The sequence below is a fragment of the Cyanobium sp. Tous-M-B4 genome (assembly GCF_024345395.1).
Lineage (GTDB): Bacteria > Cyanobacteriota > Cyanobacteriia > PCC-6307 > Cyanobiaceae > Cyanobium_A.
On sequence record NZ_JAGQBA010000002.1, the window covers coordinates 352,265 to 373,794 of the forward strand.

22 protein-coding genes are annotated in these 21,530 nt (G+C 66.0%); 13 read left to right on the forward strand and 9 right to left on the reverse strand.

Annotated features, from left to right (window positions below; all coding sequences use genetic code 11):
• Positions 1-39: 39 nt before the first annotated feature.
• Both KBY73_RS05085 and KBY73_RS05090 read left to right on the forward strand, forming a co-directional pair.
• Positions 40-327 carry a SemiSWEET family sugar transporter gene (locus tag KBY73_RS05085; protein ID WP_254935999.1) on the forward strand — a complete coding sequence of 96 codons (288 nt, stop codon included), beginning with the start codon at positions 40-42 and terminating at the stop codon, positions 325-327.
• Complete coding sequence (locus KBY73_RS05090; protein WP_254936000.1) at positions 324-863, forward strand: hypothetical protein; 540 nt, start codon at positions 324-326, stop codon at positions 861-863. The genes KBY73_RS05085 and KBY73_RS05090 overlap by 4 nt, the downstream gene beginning before the upstream one ends.
• Here KBY73_RS05090 and KBY73_RS05095 read toward each other — a convergent pair.
• Positions 860-2,929: an HDIG domain-containing metalloprotein gene (locus tag KBY73_RS05095; protein ID WP_254936001.1), complete on the reverse strand. Its 2,070-nt coding sequence runs from the start codon at positions 2,927-2,929 to the stop codon at positions 860-862. The two genes, KBY73_RS05090 and KBY73_RS05095, sit on opposite strands and share 4 nt — an antisense overlap.
• Before the next feature lie 69 nt (positions 2,930-2,998).
• Here KBY73_RS05095 and folD point away from each other — a divergent pair, with 69 nt between their 5' ends.
• The 5 genes from folD (at position 2,999) to KBY73_RS05120 (ending at position 7,313) form a co-directional block, all read left to right on the forward strand.
• On the forward strand, positions 2,999-3,877 hold the full coding sequence (folD, locus tag KBY73_RS05100; protein ID WP_254936222.1) for a bifunctional methylenetetrahydrofolate dehydrogenase/methenyltetrahydrofolate cyclohydrolase FolD: 879 nt from the start codon (positions 2,999-3,001) through the stop codon (positions 3,875-3,877).
• 199 nt (positions 3,878-4,076) lie between these two features.
• Entirely contained in the window at positions 4,077-4,247 is a 171-nt protein-coding gene (locus KBY73_RS05105) for a hypothetical protein (protein ID WP_254936002.1), read from the forward strand.
• A gap of 237 nt (positions 4,248-4,484) precedes the next feature.
• Complete coding sequence (crtE, locus tag KBY73_RS05110; protein ID WP_254936003.1) at positions 4,485-5,387, forward strand: geranylgeranyl diphosphate synthase CrtE; 903 nt, start codon at positions 4,485-4,487, stop codon at positions 5,385-5,387.
• Complete coding sequence (locus KBY73_RS05115; RefSeq protein WP_254936004.1) at positions 5,384-5,869, forward strand: divergent PAP2 family protein; 486 nt, start codon at positions 5,384-5,386, stop codon at positions 5,867-5,869. The genes crtE and KBY73_RS05115 overlap by 4 nt, the downstream gene beginning before the upstream one ends.
• Entirely contained in the window at positions 5,862-7,313 is a 1,452-nt protein-coding gene (locus tag KBY73_RS05120; RefSeq protein ID WP_254936005.1) for an ATP-dependent RecD-like DNA helicase, read from the forward strand. The genes KBY73_RS05115 and KBY73_RS05120 overlap by 8 nt, the downstream gene beginning before the upstream one ends.
• On the opposite strand, the gene KBY73_RS05125 is transcribed toward KBY73_RS05120, so the two are convergent.
• Together KBY73_RS05125 and KBY73_RS15130 are read right to left on the reverse strand one after the other, a co-directional pair.
• The gene (locus KBY73_RS05125) at positions 7,304-8,143 is read right to left on the reverse strand and encodes a hypothetical protein (protein WP_254936006.1); all 840 of its coding nucleotides are present in this window, start codon (positions 8,141-8,143) and stop codon (positions 7,304-7,306) included. The genes KBY73_RS05120 and KBY73_RS05125 overlap by 10 nt on opposite strands.
• Positions 8,144-8,249: 106 nt before the next feature.
• Entirely contained in the window at positions 8,250-8,447 is a 198-nt protein-coding gene (locus tag KBY73_RS15130) for a hypothetical protein (protein WP_396096613.1), read from the reverse strand.
• Positions 8,448-8,891: 444 nt separating this feature from the next.
• Between KBY73_RS15130 and KBY73_RS05135 the strand changes: the two genes are divergently transcribed.
• Complete coding sequence (locus tag KBY73_RS05135; RefSeq protein WP_254936007.1) at positions 8,892-9,575, forward strand: DUF6969 family protein; 684 nt, start codon at positions 8,892-8,894, stop codon at positions 9,573-9,575.
• Complete coding sequence (locus tag KBY73_RS05140; RefSeq protein ID WP_254936008.1) at positions 9,541-10,074, forward strand: TVP38/TMEM64 family protein; 534 nt, start codon at positions 9,541-9,543, stop codon at positions 10,072-10,074. The genes KBY73_RS05135 and KBY73_RS05140 overlap by 35 nt, the downstream gene beginning before the upstream one ends.
• Before the next feature lie 374 nt (positions 10,075-10,448).
• Here KBY73_RS05140 and KBY73_RS05145 read toward each other — a convergent pair whose 3' ends face one another.
• Positions 10,449-11,549 carry a methyltransferase domain-containing protein gene (locus KBY73_RS05145; RefSeq protein ID WP_254936009.1) on the reverse strand — a complete coding sequence of 367 codons (1,101 nt, stop codon included), beginning with the start codon at positions 11,547-11,549 and terminating at the stop codon, positions 10,449-10,451.
• Between the two features lie 39 nt (positions 11,550-11,588).
• Positions 11,589-13,793 carry an FAD-dependent oxidoreductase gene (locus tag KBY73_RS05150; RefSeq protein ID WP_254936010.1) on the reverse strand — a complete coding sequence of 735 codons (2,205 nt, stop codon included), beginning with the start codon at positions 13,791-13,793 and terminating at the stop codon, positions 11,589-11,591.
• A 146-nt stretch (positions 13,794-13,939) separates the two neighbouring features.
• Here KBY73_RS05150 and KBY73_RS05155 point away from each other — a divergent pair, with 146 nt between their 5' ends.
• Genes KBY73_RS05155 through KBY73_RS05170 form a run of 4 tightly spaced genes read left to right on the forward strand, consistent with a single transcriptional unit; the run spans position 13,940 to position 17,472 of the window.
• A complete protein-coding gene (locus KBY73_RS05155) occupies positions 13,940-14,623 on the forward strand; it encodes a TIGR04282 family arsenosugar biosynthesis glycosyltransferase (RefSeq protein ID WP_254936011.1) in 684 nt (227 codons plus the stop codon).
• Positions 14,547-15,278 (forward strand): glycosyltransferase family 2 protein, encoded by a 732-nt coding sequence (locus tag KBY73_RS05160; protein WP_254936012.1) that lies wholly within the window; start codon positions 14,547-14,549, stop codon positions 15,276-15,278. Before KBY73_RS05155 ends, KBY73_RS05160 begins: the two co-directional genes overlap by 77 nt.
• Positions 15,269-16,576, forward strand: coding sequence for a hypothetical protein (locus KBY73_RS05165; protein WP_254936013.1), 1,308 nt, complete (start codon positions 15,269-15,271; stop codon positions 16,574-16,576). Before KBY73_RS05160 ends, KBY73_RS05165 begins: the two co-directional genes overlap by 10 nt.
• A 29-nt stretch (positions 16,577-16,605) precedes the next feature.
• Positions 16,606-17,472, forward strand: coding sequence for a DUF547 domain-containing protein (locus tag KBY73_RS05170; protein ID WP_254936014.1), 867 nt, complete (start codon positions 16,606-16,608; stop codon positions 17,470-17,472).
• Between the two features lie 21 nt (positions 17,473-17,493).
• Here KBY73_RS05170 and KBY73_RS05175 read toward each other — a convergent pair whose 3' ends face one another.
• The 4 genes from KBY73_RS05175 to KBY73_RS05190 all read right to left on the reverse strand — a co-directional run bounded on the left by KBY73_RS05175 (position 17,494) and on the right by KBY73_RS05190 (position 20,316).
• Complete coding sequence (locus tag KBY73_RS05175) at positions 17,494-17,931, reverse strand: arsenate reductase ArsC (protein WP_254936015.1); 438 nt, start codon at positions 17,929-17,931, stop codon at positions 17,494-17,496.
• Between the two features lie 91 nt (positions 17,932-18,022).
• Positions 18,023-19,024 (reverse strand): arsenosugar biosynthesis radical SAM (seleno)protein ArsS, encoded by a 1,002-nt coding sequence (arsS, locus tag KBY73_RS05180; protein ID WP_254936016.1) that lies wholly within the window; start codon positions 19,022-19,024, stop codon positions 18,023-18,025.
• Entirely contained in the window at positions 18,996-19,736 is a 741-nt protein-coding gene (locus tag KBY73_RS05185) for an anti-sigma factor domain-containing protein (RefSeq protein ID WP_254936017.1), read from the reverse strand. Before KBY73_RS05185 ends, arsS begins: the two co-directional genes overlap by 29 nt.
• A complete protein-coding gene (locus tag KBY73_RS05190; RefSeq protein WP_254936018.1) occupies positions 19,723-20,316 on the reverse strand; it encodes a sigma-70 family RNA polymerase sigma factor in 594 nt (197 codons plus the stop codon). Before KBY73_RS05190 ends, KBY73_RS05185 begins: the two co-directional genes overlap by 14 nt.
• Positions 20,317-21,530 lie beyond the last annotated feature (1,214 nt).

The window sequence follows — 21,530 nt, forward strand, 5'->3', positions numbered from 1 at the left end:
TGCCAGCTCCCATGCTGACGGCACGCTCGCCCAACCCCCATGGCAGTTCCTTTGGTTAGTCCTGCTGTGCGCGCCCTTGGCTACCTGGCGGCGTTGCTCACCACCTTGAGCTTCTTCCCCCAGGCCCTCAAGACCCTGCGCAGTGGCGACACCAGCGCCATCTCCCTGCGCATGTACGGCCTGTTTACCGCCGGCATTGCCCTGTGGGCCATCTACGGGTTTTACACAGGCGATGGCCCCTTGATCGTGGCCAACCTGGTCACCCTGGTGCCCGCGGGGATCGTGCTGGAGCGCAAGCTGCAGTCCCTGCGCGCTCCGCGCCGATGAGCGCCCGGATCCGCCCAGCCCTGGACTCGCTGCTGCACGGCCTGATCAGTCTGGGCCTCGGTGCCCTGCTGGCCGCCTTCATCCTGGTGGGTGCCAGCCAGCAGGGGGGGCAGGGCAACTCCCAGCTCGCTGCCGACAGCCTGCGCATGCTCTGGTCGCCGGCGATATTTGCCGGGGTGGGTGTCCTGCTGATTGCCAATGGGCTGCTGCGCTGCCTGTGGCTGCTGCTGAAGAGGCAGCAGCGGGCTAAGCCAGTGCTGGTGCGGCCCGTGCTGGTGCGGAGTACTCCTGGGCGCACCGTTGCTACTGAGCCGGCTGTCGCCGAGTTAGCACCGCCGCCCCCGGATGCCTACCGGCGGGCCTGCGCTGAGCTTGGAGTCGAGCCAGGCAGCGACTGGGCCCTGGTGCGCTCAGCCTGGCGCCGCAACCTGCCCCAGTGGCATCCCGATCAGGGCGGCGCGCTAGATGTCTGGCGGCGCAAGCTGGCGGCCTACACCCTGCTCGAGGCCTGGCAGCAATTTGAGGAGCCGCGCTAGGCGCTGTAGCCCTTTCTGGCTGGGATCGGGTAGGCGATCCGCCGGTGGCGCATCCGCCGCCACACCCGCACGAAGGCCCGGATCAGTAGTTCCAGTTCGGCCCGACTGATGCCGCTTTCGGCTAGCTGGTTGTCGTCTTGGCGAGCTTCGATGATGCGGCGCACCATCTGGCGAGCCTCGCTTTCGCAAGTGCCGGGCGGCAGGGAGCGCAGGGCGGCTTCGCAGCCATCGGCCAGCATCAAGATCGCCGTCTCCCGGCTGCGGGGCGTTGGCCCCCGATAGCGGAAGCGCTCCTCGGCAACGCCCGGATCCCGTTCGCGGGCATGGTGCAGGAAGTAGCCCATCTTCAAGGTGCCCTGGTGCTCTGGGATGAAGTCGGCCAGGGGCCGTGGCAGCCGGTAGCGGCGGGCCAGCTTCAACCCCTCATCCACATGGGCCTGCAGGATGGCGGCGCTGGCGAAGGGGTCGTCAAGGCTGTCGTGCGGGTTGGCGCCCTCGCCCTGGTTCTCGATAAACCATTGGGGGCCGTGCAGCTTGCCTACGTCGTGATATAGCGCCCCGGTGCGCACCAGATCGATGTCGGCCTGGATGGCCCGCGCCCCCTCCTCAGCTAGGCCCGCGATCATCAAGGTGTGCTCGAAGGTGCCGGGTGCTTCCACCGAGAGCCGCCGCAGCAGGGGCCTTTGCAGGTCGGCCAGCTCCATCAACCGCGCCCGCGTCACCAGGCCAAAGAAGGTTTCCACCAGCGGCGCCAGCAGCAGGCCCGCCATCAGCAGGCCGCCCAGCAGCAGGGCTTCGCTCACGAGGTCCACCTGGGCCACCGCTCCCGGCCCCTGCAGCCCCCATTGAAGTGGTAGCCACTGCAGCAGCAGACCGGCGCCGGGCAGCAGCACCGCCAGTTGCAGTAGTTCGGCCCGGCTGCGCTGTCGTCCGGCCGCCAGGGCAGCCACGCTGCCCACCGCTGCCGCCACCAGCAGCCTCACTCCCATCAGGGCCGTGATCGGCATCGGCCACAGGAAGCTGGCTGCCGCCAGCCAGGCCAAGCCGCAGGGGGTGCCCAGCCCTTGGGCCAGCAGCAGCGCCGGGGGCACCAGCAGCACCAGCGGACTCGCCAGGGGCCCCAGCCAAAGCGCAAAACCCTGCACTACCAGCAGTGCCCCCAGGGCCAGCAGCGCTTGCCGCGGCTCCAGGCAGGCCCGCCAGCGGCGCAGCACCAGCACCAGCACGCCAGCCATGGCCAGCGCTTCTAGGAAGTGACCAAGCCAGGCCAGGGGCCGCGGCCGCCGGTTCACCAGGCCGAAGTAATCAAGTACGTCAAAGGCCTGGGGGCTGATCCTGTCGCCCTGACGGGTGATCAGATCTCCCTGTTGCACCGTGATCGTGGGGATCCCCTGCTGGGTGATCAACGCCTCGATGCGTCGCTGGCTCAGGCCTGGATCACTGCGCAGGTTGGAGTGGCCCTGCAGGGAGCTAGCCAAAAGCCGTGCCCCCAGCCCCCGCGGTAGCGGTGCCAAGGGCTCGAGCTGCAGGGTGGCCGCCTGAAGCAGCTGGCCTTCTGCGACCCCAGCTGCCAGCCCCTGGCTGAGCATGCGCAGCTGGGCTTGGCGCACCTCCCGGCCCCAGGCCGTGAGCTGGGTGCCCCCGGCCCCCCGCAGCCAATTGCGCTCCTCGGTGGTAATTGCCACCGGTTCGATGCGCTGCTGGTCTGATTTGGCCTGCTGCTCCACCGCCTGCAGATCCTGCTCCAATTTCTGACGCAGCTGCCTGTTGACCTGCTCATCCACCACCTGCACCGTGCTGCGAGGCACCACCTCCTGGCGCCGCTCCTCCAGGGCATTGCTATCCACCACCTTTGCCGCCTGCGGTGCCCTAGCCGTGAAGGGAGCCTCCATGCCGGGTCGCAGGTTTGGCTCCACCAACCAGGGCCAACTCGATACCAGTGCCACCAGGGCGCACACCAGCAGCACTGACGCTGTATCGCGATTGCGCCAAACCCCCGGCGAATGCCGCGGGCGCTCCAGCCGCAATAGCTGCCGCCACAGGGTTCGCAGCCGCCTTAACACCATTCCAAAACGCTAGCGGGCCCTAGGCCGGGCGGGATTGCAAGCTGGGGAGGCGTGCTTGCTTTCTGCACCATGGCCACCCGTATGGACGGCCGCCAGCTGGCCGGTGAGATCGAACTCCGGTTGCAGGCGACGATCGCTGAGCGACTGGCAGCCGTGGGGCGCCCGCCTGGTTTGGCGGTGTTGCGGGTGGGCGACGACCCGGCCAGTGGCGTCTATGTAGCTAATAAGGAAAAGGCCTGCGCCCGGGTGGGCATCACCAGCCTCGGCGCCCACCTCAGCGCCACGGCCAGCGCTGCCGAGGTGCTGGCCGCGGTGCAGCAGCTCAACGCCGATATCGCCTGCGACGGCATCCTGCTGCAGCTGCCCCTGCCTGCCGGCCTCGATGAAGGCCCGCTGCTGCTGGGGATCGACCCGGAGAAGGATGCCGACGGCCTGCACACCCTCAACCTGGGCCGGCTGCTCAAGGGTGAGCCGGGGCCGCGTAGCTGCACCCCCGCCGGTGTGATGGCCCTGCTGGCCCGCCACGGCGTGGCCCTTTCCGGCCAGCGGGCCGTCGTGGTGGGCCGCAGCATCTTGGTGGGCCAGCCGATGGCGCTGATGCTCCAGGCCGCCGATGCCACCGTGAGCGTGGCCCACTCCCGCACCACTGATCTTGCTGCCCTCACCCGCCAGGCCGACGTGCTGGTGGTGGCCGCCGGCCGGCCCCGCATGATCGGTGCTGAGCATGTGAAACCCGGCGCCGTGGTGATTGATGTGGGCATCCACCGCACCGAGAGCGGCCTATGCGGCGATGTGTGTTTTGAGGAGGTGGAGCCCCTCGCCAGCGCCATCAGCCCCGTGCCCGGTGGCGTGGGCCCGATGACCGTCACCATGCTGCTGGTGAACACCGTGGTGGCCTGGTGCCGCCGTGCCGGCGTCGAGCACGGCCTGGGCGATCTGGTCCCCTGAGCGGGCGGGGCCCGACCAGCGCCGCTCTAATAAGGCGGGCTAGTTATATCCAGGTTTGGCTGTTGATACCCAGGTTTGGGTATTTTTACCGGCAGCACTCCCAGTCAGTTCATCTATGCTTCTATAAGGTCTTTGATTCTGGAGTCTATGAATGGAGATCTCTATAGTTTTGTCACAGGTTCTCCGGGCTCAGGAGTCCGTGGAGTTGCTCTTGGACGAAGAGGCCCATGGCAAGCATTTCAGCCAAATTTCCGAGGCGCTGGAAGCGCTTAAGCTCGCTGAGATGCGTATCTATGAAGTGTTGAAAGAGCGTTCAGCGGTGCTCGGTAAGTGCATGACCACGTTGTCGTACACACCGAAAAGTAGGTAGGACTTGCTGCCTTTTTAATATTTATCCCACTGGAATTAACCATCCTCGTGCAGCAGGGCGTAGGCCGACCCCTTGCGTTTGAAAACCTCCAATCCCGGGCCTGTTAGCTTGGCAACGATGGTGGGGGGCCATGGGCGGCTGGAGGGCTGAGAACCGGGCTTTTGCAATGGAAATGTTTTTACGCGCCTGACTGCCAGGAGGTTGCCTGAGAGAATCCCTGCGAACAACCTGATTGGCATGACGGCGGCGGACTCCAGCCCCTTTGACTTCGCTGCCTATCTGGAGGCGACCCGCGTGCGGGTAGAGGCGGCCCTTGATGGCTCCCTGGGGCCGGAGCGGCCCGAATCCCTGCGCGAGGCGATGCGTTATTCGCTGCTGGCCGGTGGCAAGCGGCTGCGGCCGATCCTCTGCCTGGCGGCCTGTGAGCTGGCTGGCGGCAACAGCGAACTGGCCATGCCCACGGCTGTGGCCCTTGAGATGGTGCACACCATGTCGCTGATCCACGACGACCTGCCGGCGATGGACAACGACGATCTGCGCCGCGGCCGCCCCACCAATCACAAGGTCTATGGCGAAGCCAACGCCATCCTGGCCGGCGATGCCCTGCTCACCCGCGCCTTTGAGATGGTGGCGCTGCGCAGCCCAGGTGTGCCGGCCGAGCGCTTGCTGGCGGTGGTGGGCGAGCTATCCCTGGCTTCTGGCGCCCCTGGCCTGGTGGGCGGTCAGGTGGTGGATCTGGAGTGCGAGGCCAAATCCGTCGACCTCGAGACCCTCGAATACATCCACCTGCACAAGACCGGCGCTCTGCTGCGGGCCTGCGTGCTCACCGGCGCCCTGATCGCCGGCGCTTCCGAAGACTTGCTGGCCGCCCTGCGCACCTACGCCCGCGGCATTGGTTTGGCCTTTCAGATCATCGACGACATTCTTGATGTCACCTCCAGTAGTGAGGTGCTTGGCAAAACCGCCGGCAAGGATCTCACCGCCGACAAAACCACCTACCCCAAGCTGCTGGGCCTAGAGGAGTCGCGCCAGCGGGCTGATGCCCTGGTGGCCGAGGCCAAGGCCGCCCTGGCTCCCTGGCAAGCCAGTGCCGCGCCCCTGCTGTCCCTGGCCGACTACATCACGAGCCGCGACCGATGAGTAACCCCGTGCTGATTGGCGTCTTCGATAACGGCGTGCTCTGGTGGGGCCTGGCGGCCTGTGGCGCTGCCCAGCTCTCCAAGCTGGTGATTGAGCTGGTGGTGCATCGCCGCTGGAATCCGCGGGTGCTGGTGGAAACCGGTGGCATGCCCTCGAGCCACTCGGCCCTGCTCACCGGCACCACCGCAGCCCTGGGTTGGGTGCAGGGCTTTGAGGGGCCCCTGTTTGCCCTGGCGGCCGTGCTCTGTTTTGTAGTGCTCTACGACGCCTCTGGCGTGCGCCGCGCCGCCGGCCTCACCGCCGCCCGCGTTAATGAGATGGGACCGGACGCCAAGCCCCTCAAGGAAAATCTCGGCCACACCCGCCTGGAGGTGCTGATCGGTGCCCTGATCGGGCCGCTGGTGGCCTTGCCCGGTCTGGTGCTGGCTGGCTCGCCGCTGCATCTGGCCCAGGGCCTGGGCTGGTTCACCGCGGTTGGTTGACCCCGCTGCGGCCCTCACCGCCGACCAGCAGGTCGCAGTAGAGGCTTTTGCCGATTGGCTGGCGGCGCCCGCAGAGGGCACGCCCTTTGTGCTTAGTGGCTACGCCGGCACCGGCAAAACCTTCCTCTCGATGCGCTTTCTGGTCCAGGTGGAGGCCACTGGCCTCTGCTGGACCGTGGTGGCCCCCACCCATAAGGCCGTGGGTGTGCTGCGCTCCTACCTGGCTGGGGCTGGCCTTTCGCCCACCTGGTTTCCTTCCACCATTCACCGCTTGCTGCGGCTGAAACTCAAGCGCCAGCGCGATATCGAGCGCTGCGAGGAAACCGAGCAAACCGCCGTCGCCCTCGAGCACCTGGGCCTGGTGCTGATCGATGAGGCCTCGATGGTGGACTCCACCCTGCTGGAGATCAGCTTGCGCTGCGCCCACCCTTTTCGCACCCGGCTGGTGTTTGTGGGCGATCCAGCCCAGTTGCCGCCGGTTGGTGAACCCGTGAGCCCGGTGTTCAGCCTGGGCCGGGCCAGCCGGGCCGAGCTGCGCCAGGTGGTGCGCCACCAGGGGCCGGTGCTGCGCCTGGCTTCGGGGTTGCGCGAGGGCGACCTGCCCTGCCGCCGCCCGCCGCCGCTGCCGCCGATCCGCAACGCCAGCGGTCAGGTGGCCCTGCTGGAGCGCGGCGCCTGGCTGCAAGCCGCCCAGGCCGCCCTGCGCCGCAGCGCCGAAACTGACAACCCCGATCTAGCCCGCATCCTCTGCTACACCAACCGCTCCCTCGAGCAGCTGGTGCCGATCGCCCGCCGCGCCCTGCACGGCGAGATGGCCGACCAGCTGCCGGTGCTGCCAGGGGAGGTGCTGATCACCCGCGCTGCCGTGATGGCCCCTGCCTGCCGCGAGGGCGAAGATGCCGCCGAGGAGCCCGACATGCTGCTGGGCTCCAACCGGGAGCTGGTGGTGCGCGATGTCATCCCCGAGCGCTGCGATCTGGCCGACTTCGGCGTTACTGATCCGCCGGTGATCGATACCCTCACCGCCCGGGTGGAGGCCGGCGATAGCCAGCTGAGCCTGCGGCTACTGCCGCCCCTGGGCTCGGCGGCCCGGATCGCCCTCGAGGCTGTGTTGGCCCGCCTACGCCAGCAGGCCAAGGACGCCGGCAAGCAGGACGGCAAGGGCCTGTGGCGCCGTTTTTTCCTGGTGCGAGATGCCTTTGCCTCTCTAGGTCCGGCCGCCGTTCTCACCGTCCATCGCAGCCAGGGCAGCACTTTTGCCGAGGTGTTTGTCGATGGCGATGTGTTCTGGCCCAGCGACACCGTGCTGCGCCGCCAGCTGGTGTATGTGGCAGTGAGCCGGGCCAGCCAGGCGGTCACGCTCCAGGCCGGCGCTCCGGGTGCCGGGCCCAGCGCCCTAGCCGACCAGCAGCTCTGGAGCGACTGGTTGCTTGATCAGAGGTAGGCGACGCTGCCATCGCCGCCGATCACAAGCGTGCCTGTTTGAAACTTGACCTCTTCGAAAGAACTGGAACTGCCGATACTTTCAAAGCTGATAGCCGTCATGGACACTCCACGCTGATCGGTGATGCTCTGGCCATTGGTGTAGTTGTATTCGTCAGTATTGTCTGAAATCACATAAGTACCCTCCTTGAGGAACAGGCTGTCGCGGTCGCCTCCGCCATCTACGGTTTGGGGGCCAAAACCAATTAATCGATCAAAGCCAGGGCCCATGTCCAGATATCCCTTGCCATCAAGTCCCCCGCGGCGAACATTGACAAGGTCCGAACCCTTGCCCATATAGATATAATTGTCGTTGCGCAGGCCGGCTAGAACGCCGACTCCTCTTAGGGTGTCGTTGCCGCTGCCCATGTCGAGGTAGCCGCTGTTGGTGATGCCTTCCTGTCTGCGGCTTTTGCCGAGCATCAAGTCTTCGCCGCCTTCGCTGTAGATATTGCCTTGATTTTCCAGGCCTCTTGAGTTTGCAGAGATACCAGTGATCGTGTCATCCTCCAGGCCGGTGTTGATCGTGTCTTCGTTGTATAGCCCTGATTCCTGATCTGATTCACCGCGTACCAGATCATTGCCGGCCTGGGTTTTCAAGCTGCCGCTGATCCTTACCCCGCTGATTTCTTCGCTGCTGCCATTGATGATGTCGTCGCCGTCTAGGGTTTTTGCATTGAAGCGGCCGGAGAGACGAATCCCTTCTTCGCTATCCCGCACCCGATCCCGGCGTGGAGTCCAACGTCCATCTGTGCCGTTAGCCCAGCCTTTGTTGGTGAGTTTCGTGGTCATGATGTCTATGTTTTGTTGGCTTTTTCATCTTGACCACGTTGAATGGCTTTGGGCCTGAGTAATGCACATCTGGCCCACTTTGCTCCAGATCTGCGATCTGCTCAGCTCAGGCCAGCCGCAGGCCCTCGATGCCCTGCCAGCCCAGATAGATCGCCAGGGCCACGCTCACCAGGCCCACCAGCAGGTCGCCCTTGGCGAACAGCCACTGCTTGCCCCGCTCCAGCCCCACTAGTTTTTTGGATTTGGGGGACCGCGATCTTTTAACCGAGTCGGCCTTCGTGATCAGGTCGGACTCGATGATCACCAGTGCGTCTTTCTAGCCCAGCACAACTGGGGAATCCATCACCAGCGCTTCAGCGGCGACGACGAGCCCCCGCAGTGACGAGCCTCCTCGCGCAGGCTCTTAGTCAAGTCGTGAAGCAACCGAAGAATGAATAGGGAAAGCGAGATGGGATGGCTTACCAAGTGATCTGGCTTAATTTTTGCAAGGGAACTTCTAGTCAGCATGGCGCGAAATCCAAGTGCTGATCCCGTGGGTATTCCCAGGGTCAGCACGTTTTCTGCCCATGGCATCCCTCTCATCCCGCCTGCGGGCGGGTCTCGGTGTGGCCGCTCTTACGGCTGCTGCTCTTACCCTTCCGGGCTGTGCGGGCATCTGCGGCCCGCGCGGCGGTTGTGGGAGTAAGCAGGAGCAAAAGGCAGGAGGTTGCGGTGCTGCCAAATCGGGTGGCTGCGGCGCGGAGCGCTGATGCACCTGCGCCAGCGCTATCAGGCCGGTTGCCGCAGCCTGCGCCACTGGCTCATGGTCAATGAGCGGCATGGTTCCTTGGTGCGTGCTTGCACTGGTGAGGGGGTCGTGCTGGCCGATCGCCATTACCCCGAGAACGACTGGCGTGATCCGCTCAGCGGCAGCCAGGCTTATTACCACTGCCATCGGCCAGGTGAGGAGCATGGTCACCTGCACCTCTTTATGCCCGCCGAACCTGGAGCAGATCTCACCCATCTTCTGGCCATCGGTCTCGATCCCCGGGGTCTGCCCCTGAGCCTCTTCACGGTGAATCGCTGGGTCGCCAACGACGCTTGGCTCCCCGCACAGCTGAGCTGCCATCTGTTGGAGCGTTTTAGCCTTGCTGCGAGTGAGGCAGATCGGCACACCAGTGGATGGCTGGAGCAGTTACTCCGCTTCTATGCTCCAACAATTCAGTCTCTGCTGTTGGAGCGAGACCGAACCCTCGAGGATCGGGAAGGCTCACTGGAGCAGGCGCTTGAGGATCGGGATTTTGAGATCCCCAGCCAGCTGACCATCGACTGGGGTGCCGATCTCGATTCCGTTCAACAGCAGTGGAAATCACATGTGGAGCAGCTTCGATCCGGCGCTGTTGCACCATCCGGCCGGGATGGTGCTGTTCGTGCTGGCCTATGCCGTGGCTGAAATGCTGCTGCTTCCAGCGCTGCCTGCCACGGTCCTGGCCGGCAGCGTCTATGGCCTGACGTTGGGGTCGTTCTTGGTAGTGCTGGGGGCATCCCTGGGAGCTATGGGGGTGTTCACGCTGGCGCGGTGTTGGCTGCGCCCCCAGGCCAGCCGTTGGTTGGAGCGCTCCCGGCACCTGAAGTCCCTGCAGAGGGTGGTGAACCAGGAAGGCCTGCGGGTGCTGTTGCTGGCCCGTCTCTCGCCTGTGCTCCCTTTCAACCTCCTGAACGTGGCCTACGGCCTTAGCGACATCCCTCCGCTCACCTTCGGCCTCGGTCTGATCGGTATCGTCCCTGGCACGGTGCTGTATGTGGGGCTTGGGTCCGCTGTTGCCGATCCCCAAGCCGGTGCCGGGAGCCTGCACTTGATCGGACTGCTGGCCACGCTGGCCTGCGCGCTGCTCCTGGCGCGACGGTTGTTGCCCGGCTCCGCTCCAGCGCAGTCCGAGGACGATCCCTGAGCCTTCCTTCCTTTCCCATGACTGTGCAGCCACAGGCAGGTCCACTGCATTTCATGGAGCTACAGGACTCGGGGCGATAGCGCTCTCTGCCAATCCCCATGGGTGTGCCGGCATGGTCTTGATGGGAGCCGTTGCCGGCTGCAGCGCAGCTAGCGAATAAAACCTCAGCCTCAGCGGATCCAGCACGGTAGCCCCCCTGGCCGCCGAGATCGCCGACGCGCGCAGCGGCACCGCCCAGATCGGTCTGGGGTCCAGGGCGCTCAAGCCGGAGGAAGCGGATCTGCAGGCCACCACGACCGCCATCGACGGGATTGCCCTGCTCGGAGATCACCGCTGCCTACCTCGATGGTGTCCGGGGCTGACGCGGCAGCGATTCAGCAGCAGGAGCCACTCGTTGCAGCTGTGCCTGCCGCGGAGGAGGCAGCGGCTGCGGCAAAGGTTGTGGCCTCCGGTCCTCCAAACGGCAGGGCTGTTCCGCAGCCCTCGAACAGGCCGTAGTGGCGGCTGAAATCGCCGATGAAGCTGAAGTGGGGGGCCAGGCGGCTATCCGCAAGCATCCGGAAGGTGTTGCCACAGACGGGAAACACCTTGCCGGCCTCGATCCAGTGGTGCTTGTCGAAAGGCAGGGCGTGGGGGTGCTCGGCGATCGTGCCGCGGTAGATCACCGCCTGGCCGTGGTCTTCGCAGTCATCCTCCAGCTCGGGGAGGTGGAACAGCCGGTAGGTGGCGGAGAAGAAGCGGATGGCGCCGGTGCGGGCGGCCAGCTCGGCATCGGTGATCTCCAGGGGCCGGTCGCTCACCAGGCGGGGATCGGCGAAACCGGACTGGCGGGCCAGGCGCAGAAAGTCGTTCCAGTAGAGGGCGCCGCTGAGGCATTCGCCGTAGAGCACCTCATCGTGGCGCAGCGCCTCGGGCACGCGCCGGTCGGCGTACACGTCTGCGAAGAAGAACTCACCGCCGCTCTTGAGCAGGCGCCGCACCCCGTTCAGCACGGCCAGCTTGTCGGCCGAGAGGTTCACCACACAGTTGGAGATCACCAGATCGAAGCTGCCGGGCTCCAGGGGCAGCTGATCGAGCTGCTCGATGCGGCCCTCCAGGAACTCCACATTGGCGAAGCCGAACTGGTCGGCGTGGTGCTGTTGGTGCCGCCGGGCCACCGCCAGCTGCTCGGGCGTCATGTCCACCCCCACCACCGCGCCGCTGGCGCCCACCAGCTGGGCCAGCAGGTACACATCGCGGCCACTGCCGCAGCCCAGATCCAGCACCCGCATGCCCTCCAGCAGCGGCGGCACCACCAGGCCGCAGCCGTAGTAGCGCGACAGCACCTCGGGATGGATGCGGGCCAGCAGCGGACGCAGGGCTTCTGGCACGTTGCTGGCGTCGCAGCAGGCGTCGGTGCGCAGGTCGGCGCTGCTGCTGAGCGTGGCGCCGTAGTACTCCTGGACACTGCGGCTGACGTCGGTGGGGCTGGCCATGGAAGGTTGCAGGGGGTTGGACAGGAGGCTTCGGGGGGCTCAGCCGCGTCGCCGCCAGGCGTGATAGCGGCGCAGCCAGGGCATCAGGTGTTGGGGCACCCGCTGCTTCTTCCAGCTGGCGGCGGCGAACTTGTTGGCCTCCGCCATGGTGGGGTAGGCGTGAATGGTGGCAAAGATCCGGCCCAGCCCCAGGCCCCACTTCATCGCCAGCACAAACTCGGCCAGCAGTTCGCCTGCGTGCTCGCCCACGATCGTGGCGCCGAGGATGCGGTCGCTGCCGGGCTGGGTAAGCACCTTCACGAAGCCCTGCTCGGCGCTCTCCACGATCGCGCGGTCGAGTTCGTGCAGGGGGAAACGGGTCACGTCCACGGTGATGCCCTGCTGTTCGGCTTCGGCTTCGGTGAGTCCCACCGTGGCCACCTCCGGTTCGGTGAAGGTGGTGCGCGGAATCACCCGGTAGTCGGCCTTGAAGGCGCGCAGGTTGCCAAACAGGGCGTTCACCGCCGCATACCAGGCTTGGTGGGCGGCGGTGTGGGTGAACTGGAACGGTCCGGCCACATCGCCGGCGGCGTAGATGTTGGGGTAGTTGGTCTGCAGGAAGTCGTTGGTGGTGACCGTGGCGCCGGTAGGAATGCCCAGCTCCTCCAGGCCGTAGCCCGTGAGCCGGGCGCGGCGGCCTAGGGCGCAGAGCACGGCATCGCAGGCGATCGCCCGCTCCTCGTCCCCCTGCCGCACCCGCACTGTTACCGCACCCTGTGGGCCGGGCTGGCGCTCGAAGCCGAGCACCTGGGCGCCCATCAGTAGGGTCACGCCGTCGGTTTCCAGGGCCCGCTGCACCTCGACGGCCACGTCCGCGTCTTCCTTGCTGAGCAGGCGCTCGCTGCGCTGGATCTGGGTGATAGGCAGGCCCAGCTGGGCCAGGGCCTGGGCCAGTTCGCAGGCGATTGGCCCACCCCCCAGCACCGCCATCCGCGGCTGCTCCAGCGCGCAGTTGCCCAGCCAGCTCCACACCGTTTCGCTGGTGAGCAGCGGCACAGCCTCGCTCCCCGGCCAGTGAGGCAGCACCGGCTCGGCGCCGGTGGCCAGCACGATCGCGCGCGCAGTGAGCATCTGATCTTCCCCATCGGCCCCCTGGATCGCCACGGTCCAGGGATCGAGCAGGCGGGCCTGGCCGCGCAGCACCTCCACCCCCAGGCCCTCGTAGCGCTCGACGCTGTCGTGGGGCGCAATCGCCTCCACCTTGGCTGCCACCCGGGCGAACACCTGCCGCACGCTCAGGCGCGGCTCCACCGGCTCTAGGCCGTAGCGGTCGGCGCGCCGCATGCGCGCCGCCAGCCGCGCCGAGCTGATCAGCGCCTTGCTGGGCACGCAGCCGGTGTTGAGGCAGTCGCCGCCCATCTCGGCGCGCTCCACCAGAGTCACGCGCGCCTTGACCGTGGCGGCGATGTAGGAGGTCACCAGCCCTGCCGCACCGGCGCCGATCACGATCAGGTTGCGGTCGAAGTGGCGGGGGCGCTGCCAGGGGCGGTAGAGCCGCCAGATCTGCCAGCGGCGGGTCGCCGCCTTCGCCAGCCAGGGGAACAGGGCCAGCAGCAGCAGCGAGCCCAGCAGCGGCGGGCTGAGGATGCCGCCCAGGCCCCGCAGCTGGGCCAGCTGGGTGCCGGCGTTCACATACACCAGCGTGCCGGGCAGCATGCCGATCTGGCTGGTGAGGTAGTAGCTGGCGGCCCGCATCGGCGTCAGCGCCATCAGCAGATTCACCAGAAAGAAAGGAAACACCGGCGCCAGCCGCAGGCTGAGCAGGTAGAACACCCCATCGCGCGCCACGCCCGCCTCAATCGGCGCCAGCTGGCGGCCGAAGCGGCGCCGCACCAGATCGCGCAGCAGGGTGCGGGCCACCAGGAAGGCCAGCAGGGCCCCCAGGCTGGAGGCGAACGACACCAGCAGGGTGCCGAGCCCCAGGCCGAAGATCGCCCCGCCGGCGAGGGTGAGCACTGCGGCCCCCGGCAGCGACAGGGCCGTCACTAGAACGTAGATGAGCATGTAGGTGCCGGCCACCAGCACGGGCGCCTGCGCCCGCCGCTCCAGCAGGGCGCCATGGGCGCGCTGCAGGCCCTCCAGGGTGAGCTGGCGGTGCAGGCCCAGAGCGAAGAACAGGGTGACCACCATGGCGATGGCGGTGATCAGCAGCATTTGGCGCCAGCGGGCGTGCCGACCGGTCTGTGGCGCTGCAGAGGAGTTCATGCATCAGGCTAGGTCCCCTCGTTACCGGTGAGGCCTTGCCGTGGATTGCCCGCGGAGGGGGAGATGAAAACCACCAGGTCCGTTGGCCGGTACTGCCATCACCGGGTTTTGGGAGGGTCGGTTTCCTGCAGCTTCCTGTGCGAGTCGTGATCCTGGCCAAGGCCCCAAGGCCAGGCGCGGTAAAAACCAGGCTGGCGCCGGCCCTGGGGCAGGACGGGGCCGCCCGCCTGGCGGAACGGCTCTTGCTCCGCACTATTGGTACTGCCTGTGCCAGTGGCCTCGGCGTGGTGGAGCTGTGTGCGACTCCCGCCCCCGATGATCCGGCCTGGCGGCGGCGGAGCTGGCCGCCGGAGCTGGTATGGAGCGAACAGACCGACGGTGATCTGGGCGGGCGCATGGCAGCGGTGGCCCAGCGGGTGCTGGCGTCGGGAGCAAATCTGCTGCTACTGGGGATGGATTGTCCTGAACTAGAGGTCCACCACCTGCAGACGGCTGCGGTCCAGCTGTCCGGCACCGATGCCGCGCTGATCCCCAGCCTGGATGGGGGCTATGTGCTGCTGGGCCTGCGCCGCTTTCACCCCAACCTGTTTGATGCAGTTCCCTGGAGCACCGCCGCGGTCTGCGCCCTCACCCGCGAGCGGCTGCGCACGCTTGGATGGTCGTGGAACGAGCAGTGCCCCCTGGCCGATCTCGACGAACCTGCCGATCTGGATCGCCTGCCGAAGACAATCCGTGGGCAACTCGGAATCGACCATGTTTCTGGATCATCCGCCACAAGCGGTCGGCCCGGCCCTGCTCAACAGCATCCAGGTGGTGATTCCGGTGCGTGATGAGGAGCAAACGCTCAGCCATGTGATTTGGCAGCTGCAGGCCCAGGGACTGGGCCGCATCCGTGTGGTGGACAACGGCAGCCGCGATCGCAGCGCCACCATTGCCCGGCACATGGGGGCTGAGGTGCTCAGCGAACCGAGCCCCGGCTACGGGCGGGCCTGCTGGCGGGGCTGCCGCAACCTCGATCCGGCCGTGCGCTGGATTTTGTTCTGCGATGGCGATGGCGGTGATCCGCTCGAGGAGCTGCCCCGCTTCCTGGATCAGCTCAGCGATCACGACTTGCTGCTGGGCGACCGCACCGCCACCGCCGCCGGCCGAGCGGCGCTGACGCCTCTGCAGCGCTGGGGAAACTGGCTGGCCACAACGCTGATCGCCCTGGGCTGGGGATTCCGCTACCGCGATCTGGGCCCTCTGCGGCTGGTGCGGCGCTCGGCGTTCGAGGCCATGGGGATGCGCGACCGCGGGTACGGCTGGACCCTGGAGATGCAGGTGCGGGCCATCGAGCTGGGTCTGCGCGTGCGCGAGATGCCCGTCTCCCATCGGCCCCGCCTGGCCGGCCACTCCAAGATCTCCGGTCGGTGGGGCGCCAGTGTGCGGGCCGGCAGCGTGATTCTCACGACAGTTGGGCGCAGCTGGCTGAGGCGATGGCAGTGACAGCTCCCTCTTCTGCCCGCCTGCGGCTGTCGGCCAGCGCCCTGCTGCTGATCGGCGGGGCGTTGTGGATGGCTCCCCACGGCGACCTGTTCCACCCAGCCCAGCTGTTGCCGTTCTGGGGGGCGGCGGCGGTGATGGGGCTCGGGTTTGCCCTCTCATGGACCATGCCTGCCGTTCCCCGGGCACTCTTCTGGGCCGTGGCGGTGCTGGCGCGGCTGGCGCTGCTGCCGATGGAGCCCGGCGATGACATTTGGCGCTACCTCTGGGAGGGAGGCATCCAGCTGCAGGGATTCAGCCCGTATCACATTCCTCCCGATGCCCCTGCCCTGGAGGCCCTGCGCACGCCCTGGTGGGGGCAGATCAACCACCCAGACACCACGGCGATCTACCCGCCCCTGGCCCAGCTGTTGTTCCGGCTGCATGCTGCCCTGGCCCATCAGGTGGTGCTGTTCAAGGCGTCCTTCCTGGCCGCCGACCTGGCCATCTGCGGCCTGCTCGCTGCCCGCTTCGGTGCGACCCGCGCGGCGCTCTATGGCTGGAATCCGCTGGTGATCTACAGCGTCAGTGGCGGCGGCCACTACGACAGCTGGTTCCTGCTGCCGCTGGTGGCCGGCTGGCTGCTGGCCGAGCGCGAACCCCCGCCCCAGGGCCCCCGCTTCCAGGCCTGGATCGACCTGCTGCTGGGCCTGAGCGTGGCCCTGAAGTGGATCACCCTGCCGCTGCTGCTCCATCGAGTCTGGAGCCGTTGGCGGCAGCTTCGGCGCCCCGGCCCCGTGGTCGCCGCCGTGCTGCTGGGGCTGGCCCCCCTGCTGCTAGGGGCCCTGGCTTTCTGCCGTGGGCCGGCCTGCCCGTTGCTGCCCACCGGCTCCACATTCATGCGTTACGGCCGCAGTGCCGAGTGGATGCCCCACTGGATCGCCCAGTTCTTGCCCTGGACCCGGCAGATCAACGCTCTACACGGCCTGTTGCTTGTGGTGGTGGTGGTGCTGCTGCTGGCCACCACCGCGCGGTTGGGGGTGTTTGCCTGGCGCTACCTGGTGGCGGTGCTCCTGCTCTCACCGGTGGTGCATGGCTGGTATTTCATCTGGCTCATGCCCTTCGCCGTGCCTAGCCAGAACTGGGGGGCCAGGTTGGTGAGCCTCTCGGCCTTCGTGTACTTCGTTCTCCCCTCGAGGCTGCCCGACTGGCAGCTCACCACAGCGGAGCGCTTGCTTCTGTGGCTGCCCTTGCTTTTCGGTCTGCTGCTCAGTGGCCCGCTGCAGCGCCGCGCGCGAACCGATCCGGCAGTTCAGCGGTAACCCCCGTGTCCGGTTCCGGCTTTGCCTCCATGCTCCCCGCCCGTCACCGAGGCCCGTTGATCCTGCTCTGCGGCGTGTTGCTGCTCGGCATCGCGGGCTGCGACCGAGGGCCCGAGGACTTGCTGGCCCGCTCCACCAGCAGCACCACGGTGGCGTCCTCCACGCCCCAGCTTCCCTTGGATCCAGCTGAGTTCAACGCTGTACTGGCGTGGGTTGTGAATGGCCGCGGCATGGTCAACTATGCGGCCTTGCAGCGGCAACCCGCCCAGCTCGATCGCTACCTCCAGGCGCTGGCCGACCTTTCTCCCGCTCGCTTCGCCTCCTGGTCTGAGGCAGAACAGATCGCCCTGCTGATCAACGCCTACAACGCCCTGACCCTGCGCTCGATCATTGATCACGATCCGATCCGGCCGAGCATCAAGGCGATTCCTGGAGTGTGGAAACTGCGCCGTCACTCGGTGATTGGCCAGCGCCTCACCCTCGATGAAATCGAGCACCGGATTCTGCGGCGCGAGTACAACGAACCCCGCATCCACGCAGCCCTGGTGTGTGCAGCCATCAGCTGCCCGCCGCTGCGGAGCGAGGCCTACACGGGTCCGGAGCTGGACCGGCAGCTGGAGGATCAGACCAACCGCTGGCTGGCCAGCAGCGAGGGTCTGCGGATAGATCGGGAAGCCGGCACGGTGGCCATTTCCTCGATCTTTCAGTGGTTCGCCGAAGATTGGCCGCGTGCTGACCCCAGCGCCACCCCCGTACCTGGCCACAAGAAAGAGAGCGCCGTGCTCCACTTCATCGCGCGCCATCGCCCCGCTGAGGATCGGCCCCTGTTGCTGGGGGGTGACTTCCGCCTTGAATACCTTCCCTACAACTGGTCCCTGAACCGTCAGAGCCCCTGAACGGAGGGGGGATCTGACGGTTCAGGCCAGCTCTGCGGCCAGCAGGGCGCTGATTCGCTGCGCCAGTTCGTCGAAGCAGGCGGAGAAGGCCTGCCGGGCCTGCTCCCCCTCCCCGTGGGCAGCCGGATCGGGCAGACTCCAGTGCAGTGTTTCCGGGCCACCTGGCAGCGGTCCGCAGGTGCTGGCCGCGTGATCGCACACCGTCACCACCAAGTCGAAGGGGGCTTTAGCCGCCTCCAGTACGGCCGGCAGGCTCTTGCTTCTGAACTGACTGGTGTCCACGGGGAGCAGGCTGATCTGCTCGAGGGCCAGTGGGTGCACCCGGCCGGTGGGGGCGCTGCCTGCGCTGGCGACGTCAATGGTTCCCTGGCCCAAGGCCTGGAAGAGGGCCTCAGCCATGATGCTGCGCGCGGAATTGCCGGTGCACACCACCAGCACACGTTGGCGGATGTCGGTCATGGCAGGAAAGATGTCAGGTGGACTGTCGGGAGGAATTTCAGTGGGGCCTGTAAGGAGAGACAGGCCAGGGCCGCGAAGGCAGTTTGTGCACTCAGCTCAGCGCTCCACCGCAGCTGGAGCCGGTACCGGCGGTGCAGCCGAAGCAGTGATCGGCGACCGCGATCGGCTCATCCGAGGGGTCGTGTTCCAGCAGCTCCCTCAGATGGCGCCGGGGACTGCCTTCGCCCTCTGACAGACCAATCATCGGCAGACCGAGCATCTGGTTGAAGTCGCAGTCGTAGAGGTAGCCCTGCCAGTCCACGCTGATGGTGGAGCGGCACATCACCTGCTCCAGGTTGGAGGGGTTGTGGCTGGCGCGCAGCAGATCCATGTAGCTCTCCAGCCGGCCCTGCTGGCGCAGCCCGGCCGCGAAGCGCTGGATCGGCATGTTGGTGATCGTGTAAAGCCGGTTGAAATGGATGCCGAAGTGAGCGTGCAGTTCGCGCCTGTAGTCGGCCTCCAGTGCCGCCTGGGGCGGCGGCAGGCTCGGGCCCTGGGGGTTGTAGACCAGATCCAGTTCAAGGGCTGAACCCTCGATGCCGTACCCGAGGGCATTGAGCTGGCGCAGGCCGGCGATGCTGCGGTCGAACACGCCGTCGCCGCGCTGCTGGTCGACATTGGCAGCGCTGTAGCAGGGCAGGGAGGCCACCACTGTGACCCCCTGATCCGCCAGGAACCCGGCCAGATCCTCTTGGCCCGGCTCACTGAGAATGGTGAGATTGCAGCGGTCGATCACCGTCACCCCGAGCTGCCGTGCCTCGCTAACCAGATTGCGGAAGCCGGGATGTAGTTCCGGAGCTCCTCCGGTGAGATCCAGCGCGGTGAGTCCCCGCGCCCGCAGCACCTCCGGCACCAGGGCGATGGTGGTGGCGTCCATCGTCTCGGTGCGGCTGGGCCCGGCATTCACGTGGCAGTGGCTGCAGCTCTGGTTGCAGCGGTAGCCCAGGTTCACCTGCAGGGTGCCGGGCCGGCCCCGGCGCAGGGCGGGGAAGGCCAGTTCAGGAGGGCTGACCGCGATGGCGAGCTCAGACACTGGTGAGTAGCTCGGGGCCATCGGGGGTGCTGCCATCGGGTTGGAGGGGCTCGAGGGTGATACTGAGGGCCTGGGCCTGGCTGGAGGGCTGGGTGGGGATCGGCATCGCCACGCTGCCGTCGGCATTGGGAACGAAGCGCACACATCCCTTCGTTCTGCCGTTCACATTCGCCCACAGGCGGTACACATGGGTGGGCGGCGCCGGCGGCAGCCCACGAACCAGCAGCAGGTTGTGATCCTGGCCCGGGCTAACCACCACTTTTCCGGAGATCCCGGCATGGCCCGAGGTGCCCCGCAGCGCGAGTGTGCGGCTGGCCGTCGCCGGTGTCGCCTGCCGCAGGTTGGCCATCTCCTCGCGCAGCTGCACCACCTGGGTGCCCAGAGCCACGAGGCCGCAGGCCATGGCGGCCATGCCGAGTTGGGCGGGTCGCAACGGCCAGCGCCGGGCCTGCTCCTCGGTCCGCGGCTGATGACGGTTCTGCTCGGATTGCAACAGGCGGCGGCGCAGCCGGGCGGGCGGGGTTGCGTCATTGGGCAGGGCCATGGGCAGCAGCTCCAGGGTCAGCCGCAGTTCATCTAGCTGGCTCTGCAGGTGAGGGTCACTGGCGAGGGTCTTCCGCAGCTCCTGCCGCTCGCCTTCATCAAGGTCGCCGAGCACGTAGCCGGCCATCAGTTCATTGAGCTGGGGATGGGAGTCGTGGCGATCAGGTCGGTTGGGATCAAGGGCGGCCATGGTGATCGGCGGCGGTGGGGGAGGGGGCGAGGGCGTTGAGGGAACTGGAGGAGAAATCCATAAGATGGCCACGCAGGGCAAGCAGGCCCTGGCGGGAGCGTGTCTTCACCGTGCCCAGGGGTATCTGCAGGTGTTCGGCGATCGTCGACTGACTCATGCCCTCGTAGTAGGCCAGTTCCAGTACCTGGCGCTGGTTGGGGTGAATGCGTGCCAGGGCGCTGCGCATGCGCTCGGCCAGATCCCCCAGCTCCGCCCAGTCGTGGGGGCTGCGGGTGTGCCCGCCTAGAAGCTGGGTAGACCAGCGCTGCAGCAGATGCCAGCGATTGCGTTGCTGGCTGAGGCGGTTGATCGCCATCGAGCGGGTGAGCAGCAGCAGGTAGGCGAGCACCGGCCCGCGGCTGGCGTCGTAGCGCTCTTGGCGCCAGTAGCGCAGGAAAACGTCCTGCAAAAGATCTTCCGCCGCGGCGCTGTCGCGGCAGAGACGCAGCGCCAAGCGGTAGACAGCAGGGCTGTAGGCGTCGTAGAGGCCGGCCAGATCGTCGGGCGGCGGTGGCGAGAGTTTGTAATCGTTGACGACCATGCAGCGAACTGGGATCTGTAGGTTCTACCAGCTGCTTGTGGGATTGGTTTTAAGTCTGTGGCTTCTACCCATCCTGCGATCGGTTGCTGCTTGGGTCGCACCTTGATCAGCTTTGCTGGGTGAACAGGGCTATGGGTTTGGATTCATTCTGGAGGGTCGGTGTGCAGTGGCAGCATTGGACGAAAGCAATGTGCTGGCTATGGCCTGCTGTGATCTTGGTGAGGGACTGCGAAATCGATCTCCTAGAAGTCTTTCCCAATCACTGATCATTAGGGATGGTAAGTTTGTACGGCTTAGTTTTTTCTCCCAATTAACTTCTCCCAATTCGGACGAATCTAAGTATCGGCTTTCCGCAGTATTTAACGCTTTTGTTGGTTACTTAGAGATTCATCAGCCTCGGCTTCCATAGGCTTAATCAGCTATTGGACACAGATTCCGGCAGGCCGCGAGCGGACTCAATTTTTATTTTGCCAGTTGCCCAACTGAATTTGGTGTGTTTTGTAACCGTCTCATGGGACTGAATGGCTGGCCAATCGCATATTGGCAAGGCGCTCGACACCTTGCTTTGTTTGCAGTCTCGATCAATGAGAACGACTCAGGTAGAGGGTGTTTGCTCGCTCTCGCGGACCTCTACTCTAGAGCCTGGGTGTGGGGTGTGCTTAATCCACCTACTCGGGTAGTTAAATCTAGGCCCTGCGAAACTTGGCTTAGAATTTATATTTTAAGTGAGCGCTAGCAGAGGCCGACATGTTGCATATAAATCACCATTTTCCCCCTGCCTCGCCCAGCGCAGCGCTGACTTTCTGATCGCGGTTGTGCGCCCTAGCCGGCAAGCAACCGGCAGGTGAAACTGGATAGTCATCTCACGTGGACTTTCGAGCGATTCAGTCACCTGAGTTGATGGCCGAGCAGTAGCCCGGAGATACCACGATCCGCGCCATGCGCAGACATGGCATCAGCAATGGCAGGCCGTATGACGATATCTGTCACAACGTATTTGCTTAGCGTACCTATCGGTGCGACACGAGTTTGCTGACTTGTGCCAAGGCCCTGTTGCAGATCGTTTCCGATTGGTGGTGAATCGATATAGCAGGCACTGGGATCGTGACGGGCCTATGCGGGAAGTTTCCAACCGCTATCGGGAGGATCATGGAGTAATAACCCCGGCCGCGCCAAGCTGGGCAGCCTGGCGAGCAAAACCCTTCGATCTGATG

Coding starts and splice junctions, on each gene's coding strand:
- KBY73_RS05085 (WP_254935999.1), top strand. CDS start 40: ATGGCAGTTCCTTTGGTTAGTCCTGCTGTGCGCGCCCTTGGCTACCTG.
- KBY73_RS05090 (WP_254936000.1), top strand. CDS start 324: ATGAGCGCCCGGATCCGCCCAGCCCTGGACTCGCTGCTGCACGGCCTG.
- KBY73_RS05095 (WP_254936001.1), bottom strand. CDS start 2,929: ATGGTGTTAAGGCGGCTGCGAACCCTGTGGCGGCAGCTATTGCGGCTG.
- folD (WP_254936222.1), top strand. CDS start 2,999: ATGGCCACCCGTATGGACGGCCGCCAGCTGGCCGGTGAGATCGAACTC.
- crtE (WP_254936003.1), top strand. CDS start 4,485: ATGACGGCGGCGGACTCCAGCCCCTTTGACTTCGCTGCCTATCTGGAG.
- KBY73_RS05115 (WP_254936004.1), top strand. CDS start 5,384: ATGAGTAACCCCGTGCTGATTGGCGTCTTCGATAACGGCGTGCTCTGG.
- KBY73_RS05125 (WP_254936006.1), bottom strand. CDS start 8,143: ATGACCACGAAACTCACCAACAAAGGCTGGGCTAACGGCACAGATGGA.
- KBY73_RS05135 (WP_254936007.1), top strand. CDS start 8,892: ATGCACCTGCGCCAGCGCTATCAGGCCGGTTGCCGCAGCCTGCGCCAC.
- KBY73_RS05140 (WP_254936008.1), top strand. CDS start 9,541: ATGGTGCTGTTCGTGCTGGCCTATGCCGTGGCTGAAATGCTGCTGCTT.
- KBY73_RS05145 (WP_254936009.1), bottom strand. CDS start 11,549: ATGGCCAGCCCCACCGACGTCAGCCGCAGTGTCCAGGAGTACTACGGC.
- KBY73_RS05150 (WP_254936010.1), bottom strand. CDS start 13,793: ATGAACTCCTCTGCAGCGCCACAGACCGGTCGGCACGCCCGCTGGCGC.
- KBY73_RS05160 (WP_254936012.1), top strand. CDS start 14,547: ATGTTTCTGGATCATCCGCCACAAGCGGTCGGCCCGGCCCTGCTCAAC.
- KBY73_RS05165 (WP_254936013.1), top strand. CDS start 15,269: ATGGCAGTGACAGCTCCCTCTTCTGCCCGCCTGCGGCTGTCGGCCAGC.
- KBY73_RS05170 (WP_254936014.1), top strand. CDS start 16,606: ATGCTCCCCGCCCGTCACCGAGGCCCGTTGATCCTGCTCTGCGGCGTG.
- KBY73_RS05175 (WP_254936015.1), bottom strand. CDS start 17,931: ATGACCGACATCCGCCAACGTGTGCTGGTGGTGTGCACCGGCAATTCC.
- arsS (WP_254936016.1), bottom strand. CDS start 19,024: ATGGCCCCGAGCTACTCACCAGTGTCTGAGCTCGCCATCGCGGTCAGC.
- KBY73_RS05185 (WP_254936017.1), bottom strand. CDS start 19,736: ATGGCCGCCCTTGATCCCAACCGACCTGATCGCCACGACTCCCATCCC.
- KBY73_RS05190 (WP_254936018.1), bottom strand. CDS start 20,316: ATGGTCGTCAACGATTACAAACTCTCGCCACCGCCGCCCGACGATCTG.